Here is an 18,618-nt window from a genome sequence, read left to right as displayed (position 1 = left end):
CGCAATACAAGAACCATCTCAGGACTGGATGAGGAGAAACCCGATGAGCGCTACCCCAGAAACCACCACCCCGGGCTTCAAGCCGAAGAAGTCGGTGGCCCTGAGCGGCACCGCTGCCGGCAACACGGCGCTGTGCACCGTCGGGCGCACCGGCAACGACCTGCACTACCGCGGCTACGACATTCTCGATGTCGCCACGACCTGCGAATTCGAGGAAATCGCCTACCTGCTGGTGCATGGCAAGCTGCCTACCGTCGCCGAGCTGGCCGCCTACAAGACCAAGCTGAGAGCCCTGCGTGGCTTGCCGGCCGGGCTCAAGGCCGCGCTGGAGCAGTTGCCGCCGTCGGCCCACCCGATGGACGTGATGCGCACCGGGGTCTCCGTGCTCGGCTGCCTGCAGCCGGAGAAGGACGACCACAACCATCCGGGCGCCCGCGACATCGCCGACAAGCTGATGGCGTCCCTGGGTTCCATGCTGCTGTACTGGTACCACTACAGCCACAACGGCAAGCGCATCGAAGTGGAAACCGACGACGACTCTATCGGCGGGCATTTCCTGCACCTGCTGCACGGCCAGAAGCCGCGCGAGTCCTGGGTGCGTGCCATGCATACCTCGCTGATCCTCTACGCCGAGCATGAATTCAATGCCTCCACCTTCACCTCGCGGGTGATCGCCGGTACCGGTTCGGACATGTTCTCCTGCATCGCCGGTGGCATCGGTGCGCTGCGCGGGCCGAAGCATGGCGGCGCCAACGAGGTGGCCTTCGAGATCCAGAAACGCTACGACAACCCGGACGAGGCAGAGGCCGACATCCGTGCCCGCGTCGAGAAGAAGGAAGTGGTGATCGGCTTCGGCCACCCGGTCTACACCGTCAGCGACCCGCGTAACAAGGTGATCAAGGAAGTGGCCCGCGAGCTTTCGAAGGAGCAGGGCAACACCAAGATGTTCGACATCGCCGAGCGACTGGAAAGCGTGATGTGGGAGATCAAGAAGATGTTCCCCAATCTCGATTGGTTCAGTGCGGTCAGCTACCACATGATGGGCGTGCCCACTGCCATGTTCACGCCGCTGTTCGTCATTGCCCGCACGTCCGGCTGGTCCAGTCACGTCATCGAGCAACGCATCGACGGCAAGATCATCCGCCCGAGCGCCAACTACGTGGGTCCCGAGGACCTGAAGTTCGTGCCGCTCAAGGATCGTAAGTAAATGAACAAGCTCTACCGCGAACGCCTGCAAGGCACTGATCTCGACTACTACAACGCGCCGGCGGCCGTCGATGCCATCCAGGCCGGCGCCTGGGCCAAACTGCCCTACACCAGCCGCGTGCTGGCCGAGCAACTGGTGCGCCGCTGCGAGCCGGAACTGCTGACGCCCGCACTGGAGCAGCTGATCTACCGCAAACGCGATCTGGACTTCCCCTGGTATCCGGCGCGCGTGGTCTGCCATGACATCCTCGGGCAGACCGCGTTGGTCGATCTCGCCGGCCTGCGCGACGCCATTGCCGAGCAGGGCGGTGATCCGTCCAAGGTCAACCCGGTGGTGCCGACCCAACTGATCGTCGACCACTCGCTGGCCGTCGAGGCGCCGGGTTTCGACCCGGACGCCTTCGAGAAGAACCGCGCCATCGAGGATCGCCGCAACGAGGACCGTTTCCACTTTATCGAGTGGACCAAGACCGCGTTCAAGAACGTGGATGTGATCCCGGCCGGCAACGGCATCATGCACCAGATCAACCTGGAGAAGATGAGCCCGGTTATCCAGGCGCGTGGCGGCGTGGCTTTCCCCGACACCTGCGTCGGTACTGACTCGCACACCCCGCATGTGGATGCCCTGGGCGTGATTGCCATTGGTGTCGGCGGCCTGGAAGCCGAGACCGTGATGCTCGGCCATCCGTCGATGATGCGCCTGCCCGATATCGTCGGCGTCGAGCTGACCGGCAAGCGTCAGCCCGGCATCACCGCCACCGACATCGTGCTGGCCCTGACCGAATTCCTACGCAAGGAGCGGGTGGTGGGTGCCTGGGTCGAATTCTTCGGCGAGGGGGCGGACAGCCTGACCATCGGCGACCGCGCGACCATCTCCAACATGTGTCCCGAGTATGGTGCGACGGCCTCGATGTTCTATATCGACGGCCAGACCATCGATTACCTCAAGCTGACCGGTCGTGAGCCGGAGCAGGTGGCCCTGGTCGAGACCTACGCCAAGACCCTGGGGCTGTGGAGCGACGCGCTGCAGACCGCCGAGTACGAGCGCGTACTGAGCTTCGACCTGGGTAGCGTGGTCCGCAACATGGCCGGCCCGAGCAACCCGCATCGCCGTCTGCCGACCTCGGCGCTGGCCGAGCGCGGCATCGCCGACGAAGCCAAGCTGCAAGCCGGTCGCGGCGAGGAGGCTGAGGGTCTGATGCCGGACGGCGCGGTGATCATCGCCGCCATCACCAGTTGCACCAACACCTCCAACCCGCGCAACGTGGTGGCCGCCGGCCTGCTGGCGAAGAAGGCCAACGCCTTGGGCCTGGTGCGCAAGCCCTGGGTCAAGACGTCATTCGCCCCGGGTTCCAAGGTCGCCAAGCTGTACCTGGAAGAAGCCGGCCTGCTGAGCGAGCTGGAAAAGCTCGGATTCGGCATCGTCGCCTACGCCTGCACCACCTGCAACGGCATGTCCGGCGCGCTTGATCCGCTGATCCAGCAGGAGATCATCGACCGCGACCTGTACGCCACCGCCGTGCTTTCCGGTAACCGTAACTTCGACGGCCGCATCCACCCCTACGCCAAGCAGGCCTTCCTGGCGTCGCCGCCGCTGGTGGTGGCCTATGCCATCGCCGGTACCGTGCGCTTCGATATCGAGCAGGATCCGCTGGGCACCGATGCGCAGGGCAAGCCGATCACCCTCAAGGACCTGTGGCCGAGCGACGAGGAGATCGACGCCATCGTGGCTGCCTCGGTGAAGCCCGAGCAGTTCAAGCAGATCTACATCCCGATGTTCGATCTGGGCAGCGTGCAGGAAGCGGAAAGCCCGCTGTACGACTGGCGGCCGATGTCCACCTACATTCGTCGTCCGCCGTATTGGGAAGGCGCGCTGGCCGGCGAGCGCACGCTCAAGGGCATGCGTCCGCTGGCGATTCTGCCGGACAACATCACCACCGATCACCTGTCGCCGTCCAACGCCATCCTGGCGAACTCGGCCGCCGGCGAGTACCTCGCGAAAATGGGCCTGCCGGAGGAGGACTTCAACTCCTACGCCACCCACCGCGGCGACCACCTGACCGCCCAGCGCGCCACCTTCGCCAACCCGCAACTGGTCAACGAGATGGTCGTGGTCGACGGAGCAGTGAAGAAGGGCTCGCTGGCCCGCGTCGAGCCGGAAGGCCAGGTGATGCGCATGTGGGAAGCCATCGAGACCTACATGAACCGCAAGCAGAATCTGATCATCGTCGCCGGTGCCGACTACGGTCAGGGCTCGTCCCGCGACTGGGCAGCGAAAGGTGTACGGCTGGCGGGTGTGGAAGTGATCGTGGCCGAAGGCTTCGAACGCATCCACCGCACCAACCTGGTGGGCATGGGCGTGCTGCCGGTCGAGTTCAAACCGGGTACCACGCGCCTGACCCTGGGCCTGGATGGCACCGAAACCTACGACATCGAAGGCGAGATTTCGCCGCGCTGCGACCTGACCCTGGCGGTCAATCGCCGCAGTGGCGAGACGGTCAAGGTGCCGGTGACCTGCCGCCTGGATACTGCCGCCGATGTCAGCGTGTACAAGGCCGGTGGCGTGCTGCAGCGCTTCGCCAAGGATTTCCTCGAAGGCGCGGTCGCCTGACGCACGAGGCGGGCAGGGCGTTGCCCTATCCGCCGCGCGCTGGATCCCTAGGGTGGATGGCGCTTTTCCCATCCACCTGGCCTCCGGTGGTGGATCGATGAAGCGTGATCCACCCTACGGTTAACCCATAGTTCAGCCAGGACTCACTCATGGCTCATCAATCCCAGATCAAGATTCCCGCCACCTACATGCGCGGCGGCACCAGCAAGGGGGTGTTCTTCCGCCTGGAGGACCTGCCGGCCAGCTGCCAGGTGCCGGGCGAGGCGCGCGACAGGCTGTTCCTGCGGGTGATCGGCAGCCCCGACCCTTATGCCAAGCACATCGACGGCATGGGCGGCGCCACCTCGAGTACCAGCAAGTGCGTGATCCTCTCCAGGAGCAGCCGGCCGGATCACGACGTCGACTATCTCTACGGTCAGGTATCCATCGACAGCGCCTTCGTCGACTGGAGCGGCAACTGCGGCAACCTGTCCACCGCCGCCGGGGCCTTCGCCCTGCATGCCGGCCTGGTCGACCCGGCGCGCATTCCGGACAACGGCACCTGCGTCGTGCGCATCTGGCAGGCCAACATCGGCAAGACCATCATCGCCCATGTGCCGGTCACCGATGGCCAGGTGCAGGAAACCGGCGACTTCGAACTGGACGGGGTGACCTTTCCGGCGGCGGAGATCGTGCTGGAGTTCCTCGACCCCGCCGACGAGGGCGAAGGCGAGGGTGGTGGCTCGATGTTCCCCACCGGCAACCTGGTGGACGACCTGGAGGTGCCCGGTATCGGCACCTTCAAGGCCACCTTGATCAACGCCGGCATCCCCACCGTGTTCGTCAACGCCGCGGACATCGGCTACACCGGCCGCGAGCTGCAGGATGCCATCAATGGCGATCCGAGTGCGCTGGCCCGGTTCGAGACCATTCGCACCTATGGCGCGCTGCGCATGGGGTTGATCCGCGAGCCGGAAGAAGCGGTCAAGCGCCAGCACACGCCGAAGGTGGCGTTCGTCGCACCGCCGGCGGACTATGTCTCCTCCAGCGGCAAGCCGGTGAAGGCCGATGAAGTCGACCTGCTGGTCCGCGCGCTGTCCATGGGCAAGCTGCATCACGCCATGATGGGGACCGCGGCGGTGGCCATCGGCACCGCTGCCGCCATTCCCGGAACCCTGGTCAACCTCGCTGCCGGCGGCGGTGCGCGCAGCTCTGTGCGTTTCGGCCATCCCTCCGGCACCCTGCGGGTCGGCGCGGAGGCCAGCTTGGTCGATGGCCAGTGGAAGGTGACCAAAGCCATCATGAGCCGCAGCGCGCGGATACTGATGGAGGGCTGGGTGCGCGTGCCGGGCGAGTCCATCTGATGGTCCCTGGGAGCTGTGCCGCGGGTTCGACACTCCCCAACGAGTCCCAGGCCGGACCTACGGGTCCGGATGTTGGGCTTCGTTCCAGCACCAACCTACGTGCGCGTCCTCCATGCCTGCCGAGCCAGAGTGAACGTAGTTTGGCGCTCAACCTGCGAAGCCAATCCCTGCCAACGGAATGAATATCCGCACCAGCATTCGCTCGGGAAATTGCGACGCGCAGACATCGGTCACTTCATAGTCCGGCCCTTCACCACGCTCATAGCCCGACTGTGGCAACCAATGCCCGTAGGCATAGCGCCAGGCAGCCGGCACTTGGCTGGCTGGGCCGTGCACGGTGAATTGTGCATAGCGTCCGGCGGGAATGTTCAGCTCCGTGAACTCCGCCGGTAGTTCTCCCGACCAGCTCGGCTCAATCGGCTCGCCAATGGAGAAGGTAAAGCCGCCGTCTTCGTCGAACTCATGGGCTGCGCCGTGAGCCATGGCGGGCGCAATGCCGCATGGGATCTGCAGGTAGTGCTGATTCTCCCCGAAGTCCCGATAGAAGCCCGGTATGTCGTCAAAATAGCGCTCCGCCTCCAGGGAGGTGCGGTAGGGTCGCCCGACCAGGCGCAGGGCAGGACGCTCGACGATCTCTGGTAATGCGACCGCCACCGGGCCGGCCGGCAGCTCGGCCAGGCGGAGTGGCGCCTGCAGCCAGCCCGCGTGTTCTTCGGCGCGATAGCGCCCCGGGGTGATGCCGAGGTATTTCTCGAACGCTCGGGTCAACGCTTCTTGCGATCCGTAGCCGTGGGCCAGGGCCAGGTCGAGAATGGATGCGTCACGTTGCGATAGGCGCCTAGCGACTTCGCTCAGGCGCCGACGACGCACGTATTCCCGCACCGTGACGCCGCAGCGAGCCTGGAACACGCGCTGGAAGTGAAACGGAGACAGGCAGGCAATGGCCGCGAGCTGCGCAGTGCTCAGCTCGGTGTGCAGGTGGCGGTCGATGTGATCGACGGCATTCTGTAGGCGTTGCAGGAGGGACATGGCGGTCCGTTTGTCGGCTGGCAAGGCGCCATTTATAGCTCTGCAACGGCCAGAGAGTCTTGATCGAAAATGCGGAAAATCGCTCGGCGACAATGAGAATGCGGGGGCTTGCTCACCCTGAGCCGCACCTTCAGGACGGGGCTATCAAGACGCTGCACTGGAATGGGAAGCCGCGGAGCTGAGCTTCGCTATTGATTTGTTCAGACAGGGTTCTTGCAACCTCGGAATCGAACCAGCCCAGCTTGGCTTCTCCGTTCTCATGAATAGCCAGCGTCATGAGTGTCGCGGCAAATTCGTTGAGTCGAAAGAACGAGCTGAATGTATCCACGACGAAGTCCATCGGGGTGATGTCATCGTTAAAGAATCCGATCTGCGCTTTCCCAGGGCCAGCGTCGCCACATGGCGGAGTGTTCGGTACCTTCAAGTCATAGGTTTGGCGTTGAGAGACCTTCTTCTTGAAGGCCAGGATAGTGAGAAGGCGCTTCGCATCGTTATCCAGGCCGAATTGCTTCAGGTGCGCGGGGAATAGATTGGCTACCCCCAAGAGAATCGACGCCCAGCCCACTATGGCTAAGAGCCCGTTGTTCGGTGTGAAGGAGTGAACGACCACCAGCGCTGAGCCAATGGCAAAGTTTGCGATAACGCCGCTGGTTATTATCAGTATTTCGCTTCCCCAGGAGGCCTGTTCATTCGCTCTTTTGTAGACAACGAGTCCCGTGAACAGGCTTTTTCTCGGCCTGATCGAGCATCCGGTTTCCGAACGCGTCATGCGCACTGGGCCAACGGAAAACTCGACCATCTTGTGCCCGGCAAAAAGCACCGCCAGGAAATGGCCGAATTCATGAATCAAAATCGCCATGATCAAGCCAAAGTAGACCAGTAATACTATTTCCATGTATGTCGGTTGGTTGTCGTTCTGTTGGGGGTTCCAGCGGGGCGTTTGGCTCCCGCTGCGCACGTAATATCAAGTGGCTCTTCACGAACGCGCGTGGCTGCGCCGGCAGAATTGCAAAAGGGACAACTCGCGAGTTCGCGGGCTCGACGCAGATCAGTCCAAGCGTTTCTGGAAGAAGAAGCGTTTGTGTCCCGGCGGGAAGTCGTCGAGATGCCCGAACGCAGTAAAACCGTGCCGCTGGTAGAACGCCGGGGCCTGGAAGTCGAACGTATCCAGCCAGATTCCAACGCAGCCTTTCTCGCGTGCAACTTCTTCGGCCATATCCATAAGGCGAGATCCTGTGCCTTGCCCCCTGGCTTGCTCGGGGATCGCCAGCAGTTCGATGAACAGCCAGCGGTAAAAAATCTCGCCATGCAGCCCGCCGATGACTTCGTTGGTCTGCTCATCGCGAACCAGCAGGGCCACCGTTTCCGGCTTGGGGTCGCCCGCCCGTGAGAAGTTGTGAGCCCGCAGCGGCCTGAGGATGGCCGAGCGCTCCTCATCACCCGGGTTTACCGCCATGTCGATTCGAGTGCTCATTCGCTGATCCCATTCATCATGATATGACTCCTTTCAATTGCTCCCGGTGAATGCGCACCGGTGTTTTGGTTGCCGCGTCTGGCACCGTGTAGATGGCAACGGGGCGGTTACGTGGATTGCGCCCCGTTGCGAATGGCTTCGCGGCCCTTGCTCAGCGTATCTGTTGAATGCGCAGCAGATTGCCAGCAGGATCACGGACGGCGAAGTCTCTCACGCCATAGGGCTGTTCCGTCGGTTCCTGGACTATTTCCGCTTCACTTGCCTGCAAGCGCTCGAAGGCCCCATCGAGATCGCGGGTGGCGAACAGCATCATGGCGTAGGTCCCCTTTGCCATCATCTCCGCGATGACACGGCGCTCTTCGTCGGTAGCGCCCGGGGCGACGCCGGGGGGAGCAAGCACGATGGATACATCGGGTTGATCCGACGGGCCGACCGTTATCCAGCGCATCGGCCCATAGGCCACATCGTTGCGTACTTCGAACCCGAGCACGTCGCGGTAGAAGATCAGCGATGCTTCCGCGTCGTTATGGGGCAGGAATGTCGAATGAATGGAAATGTTCATGGCGATTGCCTCGTATCGGTCATAGGGAGGCGGCAGCTTAATTCGCGCTTGTCAGCCGATGCTTCTCGATTCCTGACGGGTCTCGTCACGTGCTTGGCCACGCAGGGGGGAATGCCTGCAATGGCTTGCCCGGACTGGCTGCGGTAGGCCGACGGCGGCATGCCGACAAGCTCCGTGAACCGTGTGCTGAAAGTGCCCAGCGATGCACAGCCGACCGCAAAGCAAACCTCGGTGACGCTGAGGTCGCCGCGCCGCAACAAGGCCATGGCCCGCTCGATGCGGCGGGTCATCAGATAGGAATAGGGCGACTCGCCGAAAGCGAGCCGGAACTGGCGGCTGAGATGCCCCGCCGACATGTGCACGCCTTGGGCAAGCGCTTCCACGTCGAGCGGTTGCGCATAGTCCCGGTCGATCCGATCTCGAACGCGGCGTAACCTCACCAGGTCACGGAGTCGCTGCGGTGAAAGCTGTCCCTGTTTCGACATATCGGCATCCGGCCATTGAGGATGGGTGACGCTGAACTGAGCGGCGGGCATACCAGTGCTGCCTGGTGAGCCCGACGAGCATGCAGCAACGTACATCGCCCCTTGCTGGACTTCAAATGCAGGGCGGCGAGGGACGCGTGCTTCATGTGCGAGTCCTCCTGTGGCGGCTTGCCGCGCTGGTTAAATCCTGAGAGCGACAGCTTGCCTAGGGCACGGCTCCTTCAGTGCCGCGCCCCGGCACGCCATTCCCACAGCGCGGTTCAGCGCGCAGGTTTCTTCCGGCGCAACAGCCATAGCCCAGCACCGGCGAGCAGCAGGTGGGCGAGGGCGGTTGCGGCTATCAGCGTGTCCTTGGCGGTTTTTCCAAGGCCGCCTAGAAAGTCCCACTTGTGAAGGTTGCCGAAGCTCCAGCCTTCGGCTCGGTCGGCGTCGTCCACTTGCGCGGTCAGCGCTCCATCCAGCGGGTCGATGTAGAGCGTGGTGTGCCGGGCATCGCCGTAGCGGGCCTTGAGCACCGGCAGGCGCTTGAAGATGAACCCGTAGTCCTCGTCGAACTGCGTTTGCAGTTCGATAGCCAGGGGCTCGCCGAGGCCCAGTGGCCCGGCGTAGTGGGCGAGGCGTTGTTCGGCGTAGCGCTGGCCTGCGCTGGCGGGCAGTTCATGGCCATCGCTGCCGAGGTAGCGCAGGCCGGCACTGCCCTGCAGACGCCAGATCGGTTCGCCATCCAGTTGCAGCAGGCTGAGCATGAACAGCTGCTCGCCCGGCCTGAGCCAACCGGCGCTGGGCGCGGCGCGCAACGCCTGGCTGGCGAAGGTGGCGGCAAAGGCCTGGGGGGGAGGAGCGGCGCTTTCCTTGTGTAGCAGGTGCCAGGCGCCGCTGCCGGCAAAGGCCAGGCTGGTGCTGGCCAGTGCCAGTCCGGCCCAGCCGTGCAGGCGTCGAAGCAGGCTGTGTGCCCGGCGGCGGGCGACGAACAAGGCCACGCCGAGCAGCGCGGTGGCGATGAAGGCGGCCAGCAGTAGCAGCATCAGCGCAGGGCGCAAGGGCCCCGCGGCGTCCAGCCAGCGAAAGCTGTGCACTTGCTGGAATAGCGTGGCGAACCAGGCCTTGCGGGTGTCCACCAGGGTCGCCAGGCGGTCCTGATAGAGGTCCAGGTAGAGGCGTAGGCCATCCTCCCGTTGGGTGTCTACCCGGGCGGCTGGCAGCAGGCGATTGATGAAGGCGTATTCGCCGGTGAAGGCGGCGAGGCTGCCGGCGTAGCGCAACGGCTCGTCGCTTCCCAGGTAGTGAGCGGCCAGTCGCTCGGCATGGCGGGCGCTGAGCTGGGCTTCTTCGCCGCTGCGAGCGTGCCAGTAACGGGGGGCGACAGCACCGGGCAGGCGCGCCTGGTAATACGGCTCGCCGTCGAGCTGCATCAAGCGCAATGCCTGTACCTGTTGGACTCCAGCCCGTTCGAGCACCTGCGCCGGAGCCAGGACAGCCTCCATCGGCACCGGCGACAGCGGCGGCAGCATCGCTGCCGGGCGCGGTTGCAGGGCACTCATCAACGGGTGCAGCAAGCCGGTGAAGGCCCAGCCGAACACGCCCAGGCAGGCCAGCAGCGCCAGGCGCCGGTGCCAGGGCATCAACCTCAGCAGGCGTTGGCGCCAGCTCAGGCGTTTCAGCGGCAGGGGCAGGGCGGCGGTCATAGCCGCCACTCCAGGCCGAGATACAGGCTGCGACCGTCGCCGGGCAGAAATAACGCGCTGTCCTGGCCGTTGGCATCGGCCACCACGCCGGTGGTGGCGACGTAGGTCTTGTTCGAGAGGTTGCGTCCTTCGATGAAGAAGCCCAGCCCGCTCATGGGCCGATAGCCGCCTTTCAGGCCCCAGATCGCATAGCCTTCGGCATACAGGCTGTTGGCATGATCGACCGCATAGTGAACCGGCGCCCATTCGACGGTCGGCCCGGCATACCAGCCATCGCGCTGCCAGAGCGCTTCGCCCTTGAGGAATTGGCTGGGCACGCCGGCCAGTCGGTTGTCGCCGTAGACCGGGTCATTGTCGAAGCGGAAATCGTTGAGCAGGTACTGGCCGCGCAGGACGACCTCGCCCAGGGTCCAGGCACCGCCCAGTTCGAGGCCCTGGTGAATGGTACGGTCGGCGTTGAGGGTGCCCAGCGGATTGCCGCTGCTGTCGTTGAGGGCCAGCAGCTCGTCGCGGATTTCGCTGCGATAAGCCGCCAGGTCGAGTTCCAGATTGCCGCTGCTCCAGCGCAGGCCGGCCTCCAGGGTGTTGGCCTTCTGGGCGTCGTTCGCGCTCACGACCTGGCCGCCGGTCAGCTCGCTGAAGGTCGGCGGCTCGAAGCTCTGGCTGAGATTGGCGAACAGTTGCACGCCATCGGCCAGGTCGTGGCGCAGGCCGATGCGGCCGATACGGCCGATGTAGGTGCGTTCGAAGGATTCATCCTGATGCAAGCAGAAGCCGGGCACGAAGGCATTGCATTGCAGGCGATCGTCCACGTCACGCTGCTGGTGCAGCCAGGCCACGCCGCCAATCAAGGCCCAGCGCTCGGTTACGGGCACCTCCAGCTCGGCAAAGGCATTCAGGTTGCGCGCGGTCTGGTGCAGTTCGTTGACCTTGGGGCCGGCATGGCCGGCAAGGTTGCGGTAGCGCGAGTCCCAGCCGCGGCCCTGGCTGGCCTCGATGCCGGCATTCCAGCGCCAGCCATCGGCTTCCCATTTGTGCGCCAGGCGCAGGCCGTAGTCCTCGCTGTGCACGTCGAGCACCTGGAAGATCGGGTGCCACAGGTGCTTTTCGCTGTAGTAGCCGGACAGTTCCAGGCGGTGACCGCCATCCAGCGTCAGCGTGGTCAGGTTGCCGATGCGATTGAGGGTGAAGTCGCGGCGCTGATCCAGTGCGATGTTACCCGGTGCGGCCATGCTCGCCTTGCGTCGCAGCTGCGCCTTGGTCAGGTTGCCGGGCAGCTCGGAGTCGGTTTCCACATGGCTGAGGTAGAGGCGGCTGCTGAGGCGCTCGTTCAGGCGACCGCCAAGGTTGGCGAAAACGCGCTGGTTGTCCTGCCTGGCGTGGTCGCGGAAGCCGTCCTGGGCGTAGTCGGAAATGCTCAGATAGGCATCCCAGTCGCCGAAGTCTTCGGCAACCGCACCGAACAGACGTCGATAGCCGAAGCTGCCGCCCTCGGCACGCAGGCTGACCGGCGCGGCGGTTTTTCCGGTCGGGGTGATGAAGTTGATCGCGCCGCCGAGATTGGCCGCGCCGTAGCGCCAGGCATTGGCGCCGCGCAGTACTTCGATGTGGTTCAGTGCCAGCGGCTCGATGGACTGGAAATCGCCGCTGCCATCGGCCAGGTTGATCGGCACGCCGTCCTGCATCAGCAGGATGCCGCGCTGGTGGAAGGTGCGTTGCAGGCCCGAGCCGCGAATCGACAGGCGCGATTCTTCGGCACCGAAGCGCGGTTGCACGAATACGCCGGTGGCGGTGCCCAGGGCGTCCTGCAGAGTGCTGCTGCGGCCGCTCTTGTATTGCTCCGCATCTACCAGGCTGGCGCCGCCGGGAATATGGGCGAAGTCGGCACGCTTCTGTGACAGGTTGGGAGCGGTGGGGTCGGTGCGGTACACCCCTTGCACGGTGGTGTCTTCGAGGTGGATATGCTCGGCGTGGGCCGAGGTAACGCCGAGGCCCAGGGCAAGCAGGCCGAGAACGGAGTAGTGACGCATGTGCGCTCCTGAAAGGCGGATTCTGCGAAGCCCGCACGGGCAGGGCCCGGGCGAGCGAGATCGAAGCAGATCGAAGCGGCAGCCGAAGGCTACCGATCAGGCCGCAAGAGGGGAGGCGCGAGGGTTGGCCGAGGGCCAGGAGTAGCGGGGCGGGGCTTTGCTGCGAAGGTCGCGGCTCACGCGCGGGCTGCCGGCCGGTCGCCGCAGCCAGCCAAGGCAGAACAGCAGCGCCAGGCCGAGCACGGCGGCGCTGCACAGGGGGCAACTGAAGGTGCCGAGCTGGCTACTGTCGCCCGGATTGGCGAAATCGCCGTCCAGGGTCGGGCCGGCATTGCCATCGAAGGAGCAGAACGCGCCGCCGACGCCGCTCAATTGCAGGCCGCTCATCTGCCCGTGGCTCAGGCTACAGGCGAGCGCATTGACCAGGATGCAGGCATAGAGCATCCAGGCGATCAGTGAGCGGTCGGAGCGGGGGAGTGTCATGGCGGGCGACTCTAGCACCTCCGTGATCGCCGGGGAAAGCGGGCTGGAGCGGTCGATTGCCGCACTGCGAGGCGCACCGCCGTTCTGTCTCGGGCTGCGTCACATCCCGTTGGTGAAGGCGCGAATTTCCATATCGATGGAGTCGCGCACCGGCTTCAGCGCCTGGCCGTATTTGCCGAGGATATCCAGGGCATAGTCGATGCGGGCGCGCAGGCGCTGGTCATCCTCGCCGGACGCCTCCGGGCCATTCAGCACCTTCTCCACCTGCCGCACGATGAGGTGCTCGGGCAGGTAGCAGAGACGGCAGTTCTTGTAGCTGGACGCGCGCAGTTCGCTGATCGGGTAGGCGCCGCCGACGCCCGCGGAAACCGCGACCAGCAACCCCGGCTTGTGCGCGAGCTCGGCCTTGCCGGCGTAGATGAAGAAGTTCTTGATCGCCGGGCAGGCCATGCCGTTCCACTCGGGGGCAACCACCACCACCGCCTCGGCTGCGCGTAACTGCTGCGCGTAGCGCTCCCAGGGGCCCTTGTCGTCACTGGGCCAGAGCGGCAGCGGGTCGCGGCCGAGGTCGAGCAGGCTGCTGCTCTCGTCGGTGGTCAAGTGCAGGTCGATCAGGCGCTGGCGGAGGAAGCGCGCAACCTTGCCCGATTGGCTCTCGGGGCGGCTGGAGCCGGAGATCAGGGCGATGTTCAGCATAGGGAGCTCCTTGCAGGGATGGGGTGACGGCCGCACATCGGCCGCAGAAGTGGGACATGCCCGTAATACTGAGGCGCGCATGGGAATCGCGGGCATGGCCCGCTCCTACAAGCGGTCGCGGCGTGCCTGCAAGGGAACCATGTCCGGCAGCGGGTTGGCCAGGCATTCTGAGCCTGGCCTGTCGCAAGGAGCGGTCAGACGCGGAAATGGTCCATGAGTTGCTGCTGGTGGTTGGCCAGGCTGTTCAGGGCCTGGCTGACCTGGGCCGATTCGTCGGCCTGGCTGGTGAGGGACTCGGTGACGTCGCGGATGTTCGCCACGTTGCGGGTGATCTCCTCGGCCACCGCGCTCTGCTCCTCGGCGGCGCTGGCGATCTGCATGTTCATGTCGGTGATCACCGTGACGGCTTCCCCGATCCGACGCAGGGCCTCGACGGCCAGCCCGACCTGATCGACGCTGCCCTGGGCCTGGCGGTGGCTGTTCTGCATGGCGCCGACCACTTCCTGGGTGCCGTTCTGCAAACCTTCGATGACCTGGCGGATCTCTTCCACCGAGTCCTGGGTGCGCTTGGCCAGGTTGCGCACCTCATCTGCCACCACGGCGAAGCCGCGGCCGGCCTCGCCGGCGCGGGCCGCTTCGATGGCGGCGTTGAGCGCCAGCAGGTTGGTCTGTTCGGCGATCGAGCGGATCACTTCCAGTACCGAGCCGATCTGCTCGCTGCTGGCGGCAAGGCCCTCGACCTGGCTCATGGCGCTGGTCATTTCGGAGGCCAGCCGATCGATGTTGTGGGTGGTCTGGTCGATCACGCCGAGGCCTTCCTGGGTGGCGCTATTGGCGCCGCGAGCGGCTTCGGCAGCCTGGGCGGCGCTGCGAGCCACGTCCTGCGCGGTGCTGCTCATCTCTTGGGAGGCGGTCGCCACCTGATCCACTTCGCGGTACTGCTGCTGCATGCCGGAACTGGTCTGGGTGGCGATGGCGGCGGAGCGGTCGGCGGTGCCGCGGGCATCCTGCACCGAGCGCTTCACGTCGGCAATGATCGGCTGCAGCTTGTCGAGGAAACGGTTGAACCAGCCGGCCAACTCGCCCAGTTCGTCGTGCTTGGCGTATTGCAGGCGGCGGGTCAGGTCCCCTTCGCCGCTGGCGATGTCTTCCAGCATGTGGGCGACGCCGAGGATCGGCCGGGTCACGCCTCGGGCGGTCAGCCACATCAGCAGCAGGCCCATGACGCCGGCGGCCAGGCCGATCAGCAGGGCGGTGGCGCTGTCGGCCGTGCGGCGTTCGTCGAGCTGCTGTTCGAGGGCAAGGGCAGGGCCGAGCAACACCTGCTGCGGCACTTCGAGCACCACGCTCCAGGGCTTGGCTTCGGGGATCGGCAACCAAGGCTTGAGCACCCGCAGCATGTCGCCATGACGTAGTGCCTCGGAGCGGCCCGCATTGACCAGTTGGCTCAACTCGGCGGCCTGATCGGGGAAGGCCTTGGCCAAAGGCTGGCCAAGTAGCTTGGCATCGCGGCTGTGGCCGGCAAGCAGTCCGGCGGGGCTGACGATGCTGATGTGCCCCTGGCCGTCATAGAGTTCGCGATTGGCCACCACGCTGAGTTCCTGCAAGCGACTCAGGCTGATGTCGACGCCGAGCACGCCGATGACCTTGCCTTCGAGCTCCAGCGGGAACGCGATGCTGGTCATCAGTACTTGCTGGTTGTTGACCTCGTCGAAGTAGGGGTCGAGCACGCAGGGTTTGCGGGTTTCCCGTGGGCAGGTGTACCAGGCGTTGTAGGGCGTGCCGCTGATGCCGGGCGTGGTGTTGGCGAGCTCTTCTTCGCTCATTGTTTCGAATTCCAGCGCGCCCGGGGTCTTCTGCGACCAGTAGAGCGAGAAACGGCCCTTGTCGTTGCCGCCGACCTTGTCGATCCCGGCGAACAGATCGTCCTTGCCGTCCAGGGCATTGGGCTCGAACACCACATAGAGACCGAGCAGGTCGGGGTTGGCTTCCAGGGCGCTGCGCACCTGCCGAGTGAGGTCCTCGCGCAGGTCGAAGGCATCGAGGAAGCGCTTCTCCGCCTGGTCGCGCAGGAACAGTACCTGGCGGCCGAAGCCCTTGCCGTACTGGTAGGTGTCCATGAAGTAGCGCTGCATGCGCAGGGCCTGGGATTCGCCGCGCGCTTCCAGGCGCAGCTTGGCTGACTCTTCGAGCATGCCGCTACTGGCCTGTTTGACCAGTTCGGCGCTGCGGGTCGATTGGTAGAGCGAGGCGCCGACCAGCAAGGCAACGCTGGCCAGCAGGCAGAGGCCGGCAAGCAGAGTGATCTTCCACTGGATGGACAGGCGACTGAGGAACATAGGTATTCCTTATTCTTCTGATCGGATTGCAAAGCCGTTATCGGCGTGGCGGCGGCTTTCTTGATCGGGCACGTCATCGTCCTGAAACAGGATAGTGCGCCTTGCCTGCGCACGCGTGGGGCGGCGGCGATTTTGACAGCCAGGGGAGCATGGGGCAGAGTACGCCGCTTTTTCGCCCGCTGGGTCGTTTGGGGGTTGCAATGAATGCAGTGGTGGCCGCGGTCGGCATCATGCTGGTCCTGAGTCTGTGCCGGGTGCACGTGGTGGTGGCGCTGATCGTCGGGGCCTTGGCCGGTGGCCTGCTTGGCGGGCTGGGCGTCGAGGGCACCCTGCAGGCCTTCAACCAGGGGCTCGGTGGCGGTGCCAGCGTAGCGCTGTCCTATGCGCTACTGGGGGCGTTCGCGGTCGCCATCGCCAAGTCCGGCCTGGCCCATGCCCTGGCGGACCGGGCGTTGTCCCTGGTCGGCCAGCAGGAAAGCGGCGCGGGCCGGGCGCTGAAGTGGCTGCTGGTCGCGCTGCTGCTGGCGGTGGCGGTGGCCTCGCAGAATATCCTGCCGATCCATATCGCCTTCATTCCGCTGCTCGTGCCGCCGCTGCTCTATGTGTTGAGCAAGCTGCAACTGGACCGCCGGCTGATCGCCTGTGTGCTGACCTTCGGTCTGGTCACGCCCTATATGTTCCTGCCGGTGGGCTTCGGCGGCATCTTCCTCAACCAGATCCTGCTGGGCAACGTGGCCAAGGCCGGCATCGAGACCGGCGGTATCAGCGTGACCCAGGCGATGGCGCTGCCTGCCGCCGGCATGCTCTGCGGCCTGTTGGTGGCGGTGCTGTTCAGCTACCGTGGCAAGCGCCTCTATGACCTGGAGAAGATCGCGCGCACCGAGCGCGTCGATGTGCGCTACAGCCCCTACAGCCTGCTGGCCGCCGGGGTGGCCATCGTCGCCGCCTTCGTCGTGCAGCTGTGGCTGGATTCGATGGTATTCGGCGCGCTGCTCGGCTTCCTGATCTTCTCCCTGTCCGGGGTGGTGCGCTGGAAGGAAGCCGACGGGCTGTTCACCGAGGGCATGAAGATGATGGCAATGATCGGCTTCATCATGATCGCCGCCGCCGGTTTCGCCGAGGTGATGCGCACCACCGGCGATATCGCCCGCCTGGTGGAATCCGCCGCCGGTTGGATCGGCAACAGCAAGGCTCTCGGTGCACTGCTGATGTTGCTGGTCGGCCTGCTGGTGACCATGGGCATCGGCTCGTCGTTCTCCACCGTGCCGATCATCGCGGCGATCTTCGTGCCGCTGGGGCTGGAGCTGGGGTTCAGCCCGCTGGCCATCGTCAGCATCGTCGGCACCGCGGGCGCCCTCGGCGACGCCGGCTCCCCGGCGTCCGACTCCACCCTCGGCCCGACCGCCGGGCTGAATGTGGATGGCCAGCACAACCACATATGGGACAGCGTGGTGCCCACCTTCCTGCACTACAACCTGCCACTGCTGGGCTTCGGCTGGCTGGCGGCGATGGTGCTGTAGGAACCGGCCGAGGGGGCACTTGCCGGAGCGGGCGGTGACTAAAACAGGGTAAGCCCGCAACCGGCGCCCCGTTTATGCCCAAGCCTCATCTGGAACAAAAGGTCTTTCTCTGGCTGTTGATCCTGGTCACCCTGGCCTTCGGTTGGATACTGCTGCCGTTCTACGCCGCGGTGTTCTGGGCCGTGGTCCTGGCGATCCTGTTCGCTCCGCTGCAGCGCCGCCTGGCGCGCTCGATGTCCGGGCGCAAGAACCTGCCAGCCCTGCTAACCCTCCTGGCCAGCCTGGTCATGGCGATCCTGCCGATGACCATCATCGCCGTGCTGCTGGTGCAGGAGGGCGCGTCCCTCTACCAGCGCCTGGAAAGCGGTGACCTGGATATCGGCAGCTTTCTCGAACAGGCCAAGCAGATGCTGCCGGAGTTCCTGCAGGTCCAGCTGGAACGCTTCGGCCTGGGCGATCTCAGCAGCCTGCGCGACACCCTCTCCAGCGGCGCGCTCAAGGGCAGCCAGTTCATCGCCACCAAGGCCTTCAACGTGGGGCAGGGAACCTTCGAGTTCCTCATCAGCTTCTTCGTGATGATCTACCTGCTGTTCTTCCTGCTGCGCGACGGCGCCGAGCTGGTGGTGCGCATACGCCGGGCGATCCCCTTGAGCGAGCCCCAGAAGCGCCGGCTGTTCACCAAGTTCACCCGGGTGGTGCGGGCCACCATCAAGGGCAATATCGTCATTGCCGCGATACAGGGCTTCCTGGGCGGGGTGATCTTCGCCGTGCTGGATATTCCCAGCCCGCTGCTGTGGGGGGTGGTGATGGCGTTTCTTTCGCTGCTGCCGGCGGTCGGGGCGGGGTTGGTGTGGTCGCCGGTGGCGATCTACTACCTGATCAACGGGGAAATCTGGCCGGCGGCGGTGCTGTTCGTCTTCGGCATCGGCGTGATCGGCATGGTGGACAACTTTCTGCGTCCGGTGCTGGTGGGCAAGGACACCAAGATGCCGGACTACCTGGTGCTGATCTCCACGCTCGGCGGCCTGGCGCTGTTCGGCATCAACGGTTTTGTCATCGGCCCGCTGATCGCGGCGCTGTTCGTCTCCACCTGGGGGCTGTTCACCGAACGGGACGAGGATCGGCAACCGCCGCAGGAGCCGCAGCGCTGAGCGG

General features: G+C 65.0%; 15 protein-coding genes. 5 read left to right on the top strand and 10 right to left on the bottom strand.

Annotated elements, in window-relative coordinates; translation table 11 throughout:
- Positions 1–43 precede the first annotated feature (43 nt).
- The 3 genes from prpC (at position 44) to prpF (ending at position 5,160) form a co-directional block, all read left to right on the top strand.
- Positions 44–1,207, top strand: a complete 1,164-nt coding sequence (gene prpC / locus ACWKV7_RS00580; protein ID WP_483855684.1) for a bifunctional 2-methylcitrate synthase/citrate synthase — start codon at positions 44–46, stop codon at positions 1,205–1,207.
- Positions 1,208–3,817 (top strand): Fe/S-dependent 2-methylisocitrate dehydratase AcnD, encoded by a 2,610-nt coding sequence (acnD, locus tag ACWKV7_RS00575; protein WP_483855683.1) that lies wholly within the window; start codon positions 1,208–1,210, stop codon positions 3,815–3,817.
- Between the two features lie 149 nt (positions 3,818–3,966).
- Positions 3,967–5,160: a 2-methylaconitate cis-trans isomerase PrpF gene (prpF, locus tag ACWKV7_RS00570; RefSeq protein ID WP_483855682.1), complete on the top strand. Its 1,194-nt coding sequence runs from the start codon at positions 3,967–3,969 to the stop codon at positions 5,158–5,160.
- A gap of 147 nt (positions 5,161–5,307) precedes the next feature.
- Here the strand turns inward: prpF and ACWKV7_RS00565 are convergent, their stop codons facing one another.
- The 10 genes from ACWKV7_RS00565 to ACWKV7_RS23715 all read right to left on the bottom strand — a co-directional run bounded on the left by ACWKV7_RS00565 (position 5,308) and on the right by ACWKV7_RS23715 (position 15,943).
- Positions 5,308–6,189, bottom strand: coding sequence for an AraC family transcriptional regulator (locus tag ACWKV7_RS00565; protein WP_483855681.1), 882 nt, complete (start codon positions 6,187–6,189; stop codon positions 5,308–5,310).
- Positions 6,190–6,319: 130 nt separating this feature from the next.
- Positions 6,320–7,084 carry an ATP-dependent Clp protease adaptor ClpS gene (locus ACWKV7_RS00560; RefSeq protein WP_483855680.1) on the bottom strand — a complete coding sequence of 255 codons (765 nt, stop codon included), beginning with the start codon at positions 7,082–7,084 and terminating at the stop codon, positions 6,320–6,322.
- A 153-nt stretch (positions 7,085–7,237) separates the two neighbouring features.
- Entirely contained in the window at positions 7,238–7,663 is a 426-nt protein-coding gene (locus ACWKV7_RS00555) for a GNAT family N-acetyltransferase (RefSeq protein ID WP_483855679.1), read from the bottom strand.
- A gap of 151 nt (positions 7,664–7,814) precedes the next feature.
- Positions 7,815–8,225 carry a VOC family protein gene (locus tag ACWKV7_RS00550; protein WP_483855678.1) on the bottom strand — a complete coding sequence of 137 codons (411 nt, stop codon included), beginning with the start codon at positions 8,223–8,225 and terminating at the stop codon, positions 7,815–7,817.
- A complete protein-coding gene (locus ACWKV7_RS00545) occupies positions 8,222–8,761 on the bottom strand; it encodes a helix-turn-helix transcriptional regulator (protein WP_483855677.1) in 540 nt (179 codons plus the stop codon). The genes ACWKV7_RS00550 and ACWKV7_RS00545 overlap by 4 nt, the downstream gene beginning before the upstream one ends.
- A gap of 209 nt (positions 8,762–8,970) precedes the next feature.
- Complete coding sequence (locus ACWKV7_RS00540) at positions 8,971–10,395, bottom strand: hypothetical protein (protein WP_483855676.1); 1,425 nt, start codon at positions 10,393–10,395, stop codon at positions 8,971–8,973.
- Positions 10,392–12,425, bottom strand: coding sequence for a TonB-dependent receptor family protein (locus tag ACWKV7_RS00535; RefSeq protein WP_483855675.1), 2,034 nt, complete (start codon positions 12,423–12,425; stop codon positions 10,392–10,394). The genes ACWKV7_RS00540 and ACWKV7_RS00535 overlap by 4 nt, the downstream gene beginning before the upstream one ends.
- 96 nt (positions 12,426–12,521) lie before the next feature.
- Positions 12,522–12,908 (bottom strand): DUF2946 domain-containing protein, encoded by a 387-nt coding sequence (locus tag ACWKV7_RS00530; RefSeq protein ID WP_483855674.1) that lies wholly within the window; start codon positions 12,906–12,908, stop codon positions 12,522–12,524.
- A 99-nt stretch (positions 12,909–13,007) separates the two neighbouring features.
- Entirely contained in the window at positions 13,008–13,604 is a 597-nt protein-coding gene (locus ACWKV7_RS00525; RefSeq protein ID WP_483855673.1) for an NADPH-dependent FMN reductase, read from the bottom strand.
- Positions 13,605–13,798: 194 nt separating this feature from the next.
- Complete coding sequence (locus ACWKV7_RS23715) at positions 13,799–15,943, bottom strand: methyl-accepting chemotaxis protein (RefSeq protein WP_487249186.1); 2,145 nt, start codon at positions 15,941–15,943, stop codon at positions 13,799–13,801.
- A 200-nt stretch (positions 15,944–16,143) separates the two neighbouring features.
- Between ACWKV7_RS23715 and ACWKV7_RS00510 the strand changes: the two genes are divergently transcribed.
- Together ACWKV7_RS00510 and ACWKV7_RS00505 are read left to right on the top strand one after the other, a co-directional pair.
- Positions 16,144–17,463: a Na+/H+ antiporter family protein gene (locus ACWKV7_RS00510; protein ID WP_483855672.1), complete on the top strand. Its 1,320-nt coding sequence runs from the start codon at positions 16,144–16,146 to the stop codon at positions 17,461–17,463.
- A gap of 74 nt (positions 17,464–17,537) precedes the next feature.
- Entirely contained in the window at positions 17,538–18,614 is a 1,077-nt protein-coding gene (locus tag ACWKV7_RS00505; protein ID WP_483855671.1) for an AI-2E family transporter, read from the top strand.
- The last annotated feature ends 4 nt before the right edge of the window (positions 18,615–18,618 follow it).

It is taken from the genome of Zestomonas ipomoeae, assembly GCF_057128665.1.
The sequence above is the reverse complement of the archived record's forward strand: the minus strand, read 5'-3'. Positions and strand labels throughout refer to the sequence as shown.

Bases quoted from the DNA above. Each gene is read 5' to 3' on its own strand.
- prpC (WP_483855684.1), top strand. From the start codon at position 44: ATGAGCGCTACCCCAGAAACCACCACCCCGGGCTTCAAGCCGAAGAAG.
- acnD (WP_483855683.1), top strand. From the start codon at position 1,208: ATGAACAAGCTCTACCGCGAACGCCTGCAAGGCACTGATCTCGACTAC.
- prpF (WP_483855682.1), top strand. From the start codon at position 3,967: ATGGCTCATCAATCCCAGATCAAGATTCCCGCCACCTACATGCGCGGC.
- ACWKV7_RS00565 (WP_483855681.1), bottom strand. From the start codon at position 6,189: ATGTCCCTCCTGCAACGCCTACAGAATGCCGTCGATCACATCGACCGC.
- ACWKV7_RS00560 (WP_483855680.1), bottom strand. From the start codon at position 7,084: ATGGAAATAGTATTACTGGTCTACTTTGGCTTGATCATGGCGATTTTG.
- ACWKV7_RS00555 (WP_483855679.1), bottom strand. From the start codon at position 7,663: ATGAGCACTCGAATCGACATGGCGGTAAACCCGGGTGATGAGGAGCGC.
- ACWKV7_RS00550 (WP_483855678.1), bottom strand. From the start codon at position 8,225: ATGAACATTTCCATTCATTCGACATTCCTGCCCCATAACGACGCGGAA.
- ACWKV7_RS00545 (WP_483855677.1), bottom strand. From the start codon at position 8,761: ATGCCCGCCGCTCAGTTCAGCGTCACCCATCCTCAATGGCCGGATGCC.
- ACWKV7_RS00540 (WP_483855676.1), bottom strand. From the start codon at position 10,395: ATGACCGCCGCCCTGCCCCTGCCGCTGAAACGCCTGAGCTGGCGCCAA.
- ACWKV7_RS00535 (WP_483855675.1), bottom strand. From the start codon at position 12,425: ATGCGTCACTACTCCGTTCTCGGCCTGCTTGCCCTGGGCCTCGGCGTT.
- ACWKV7_RS00530 (WP_483855674.1), bottom strand. From the start codon at position 12,908: ATGACACTCCCCCGCTCCGACCGCTCACTGATCGCCTGGATGCTCTAT.
- ACWKV7_RS00525 (WP_483855673.1), bottom strand. From the start codon at position 13,604: ATGCTGAACATCGCCCTGATCTCCGGCTCCAGCCGCCCCGAGAGCCAA.
- ACWKV7_RS23715 (WP_487249186.1), bottom strand. From the start codon at position 15,943: ATGTTCCTCAGTCGCCTGTCCATCCAGTGGAAGATCACTCTGCTTGCC.
- ACWKV7_RS00510 (WP_483855672.1), top strand. From the start codon at position 16,144: ATGAATGCAGTGGTGGCCGCGGTCGGCATCATGCTGGTCCTGAGTCTG.
- ACWKV7_RS00505 (WP_483855671.1), top strand. From the start codon at position 17,538: ATGCCCAAGCCTCATCTGGAACAAAAGGTCTTTCTCTGGCTGTTGATC.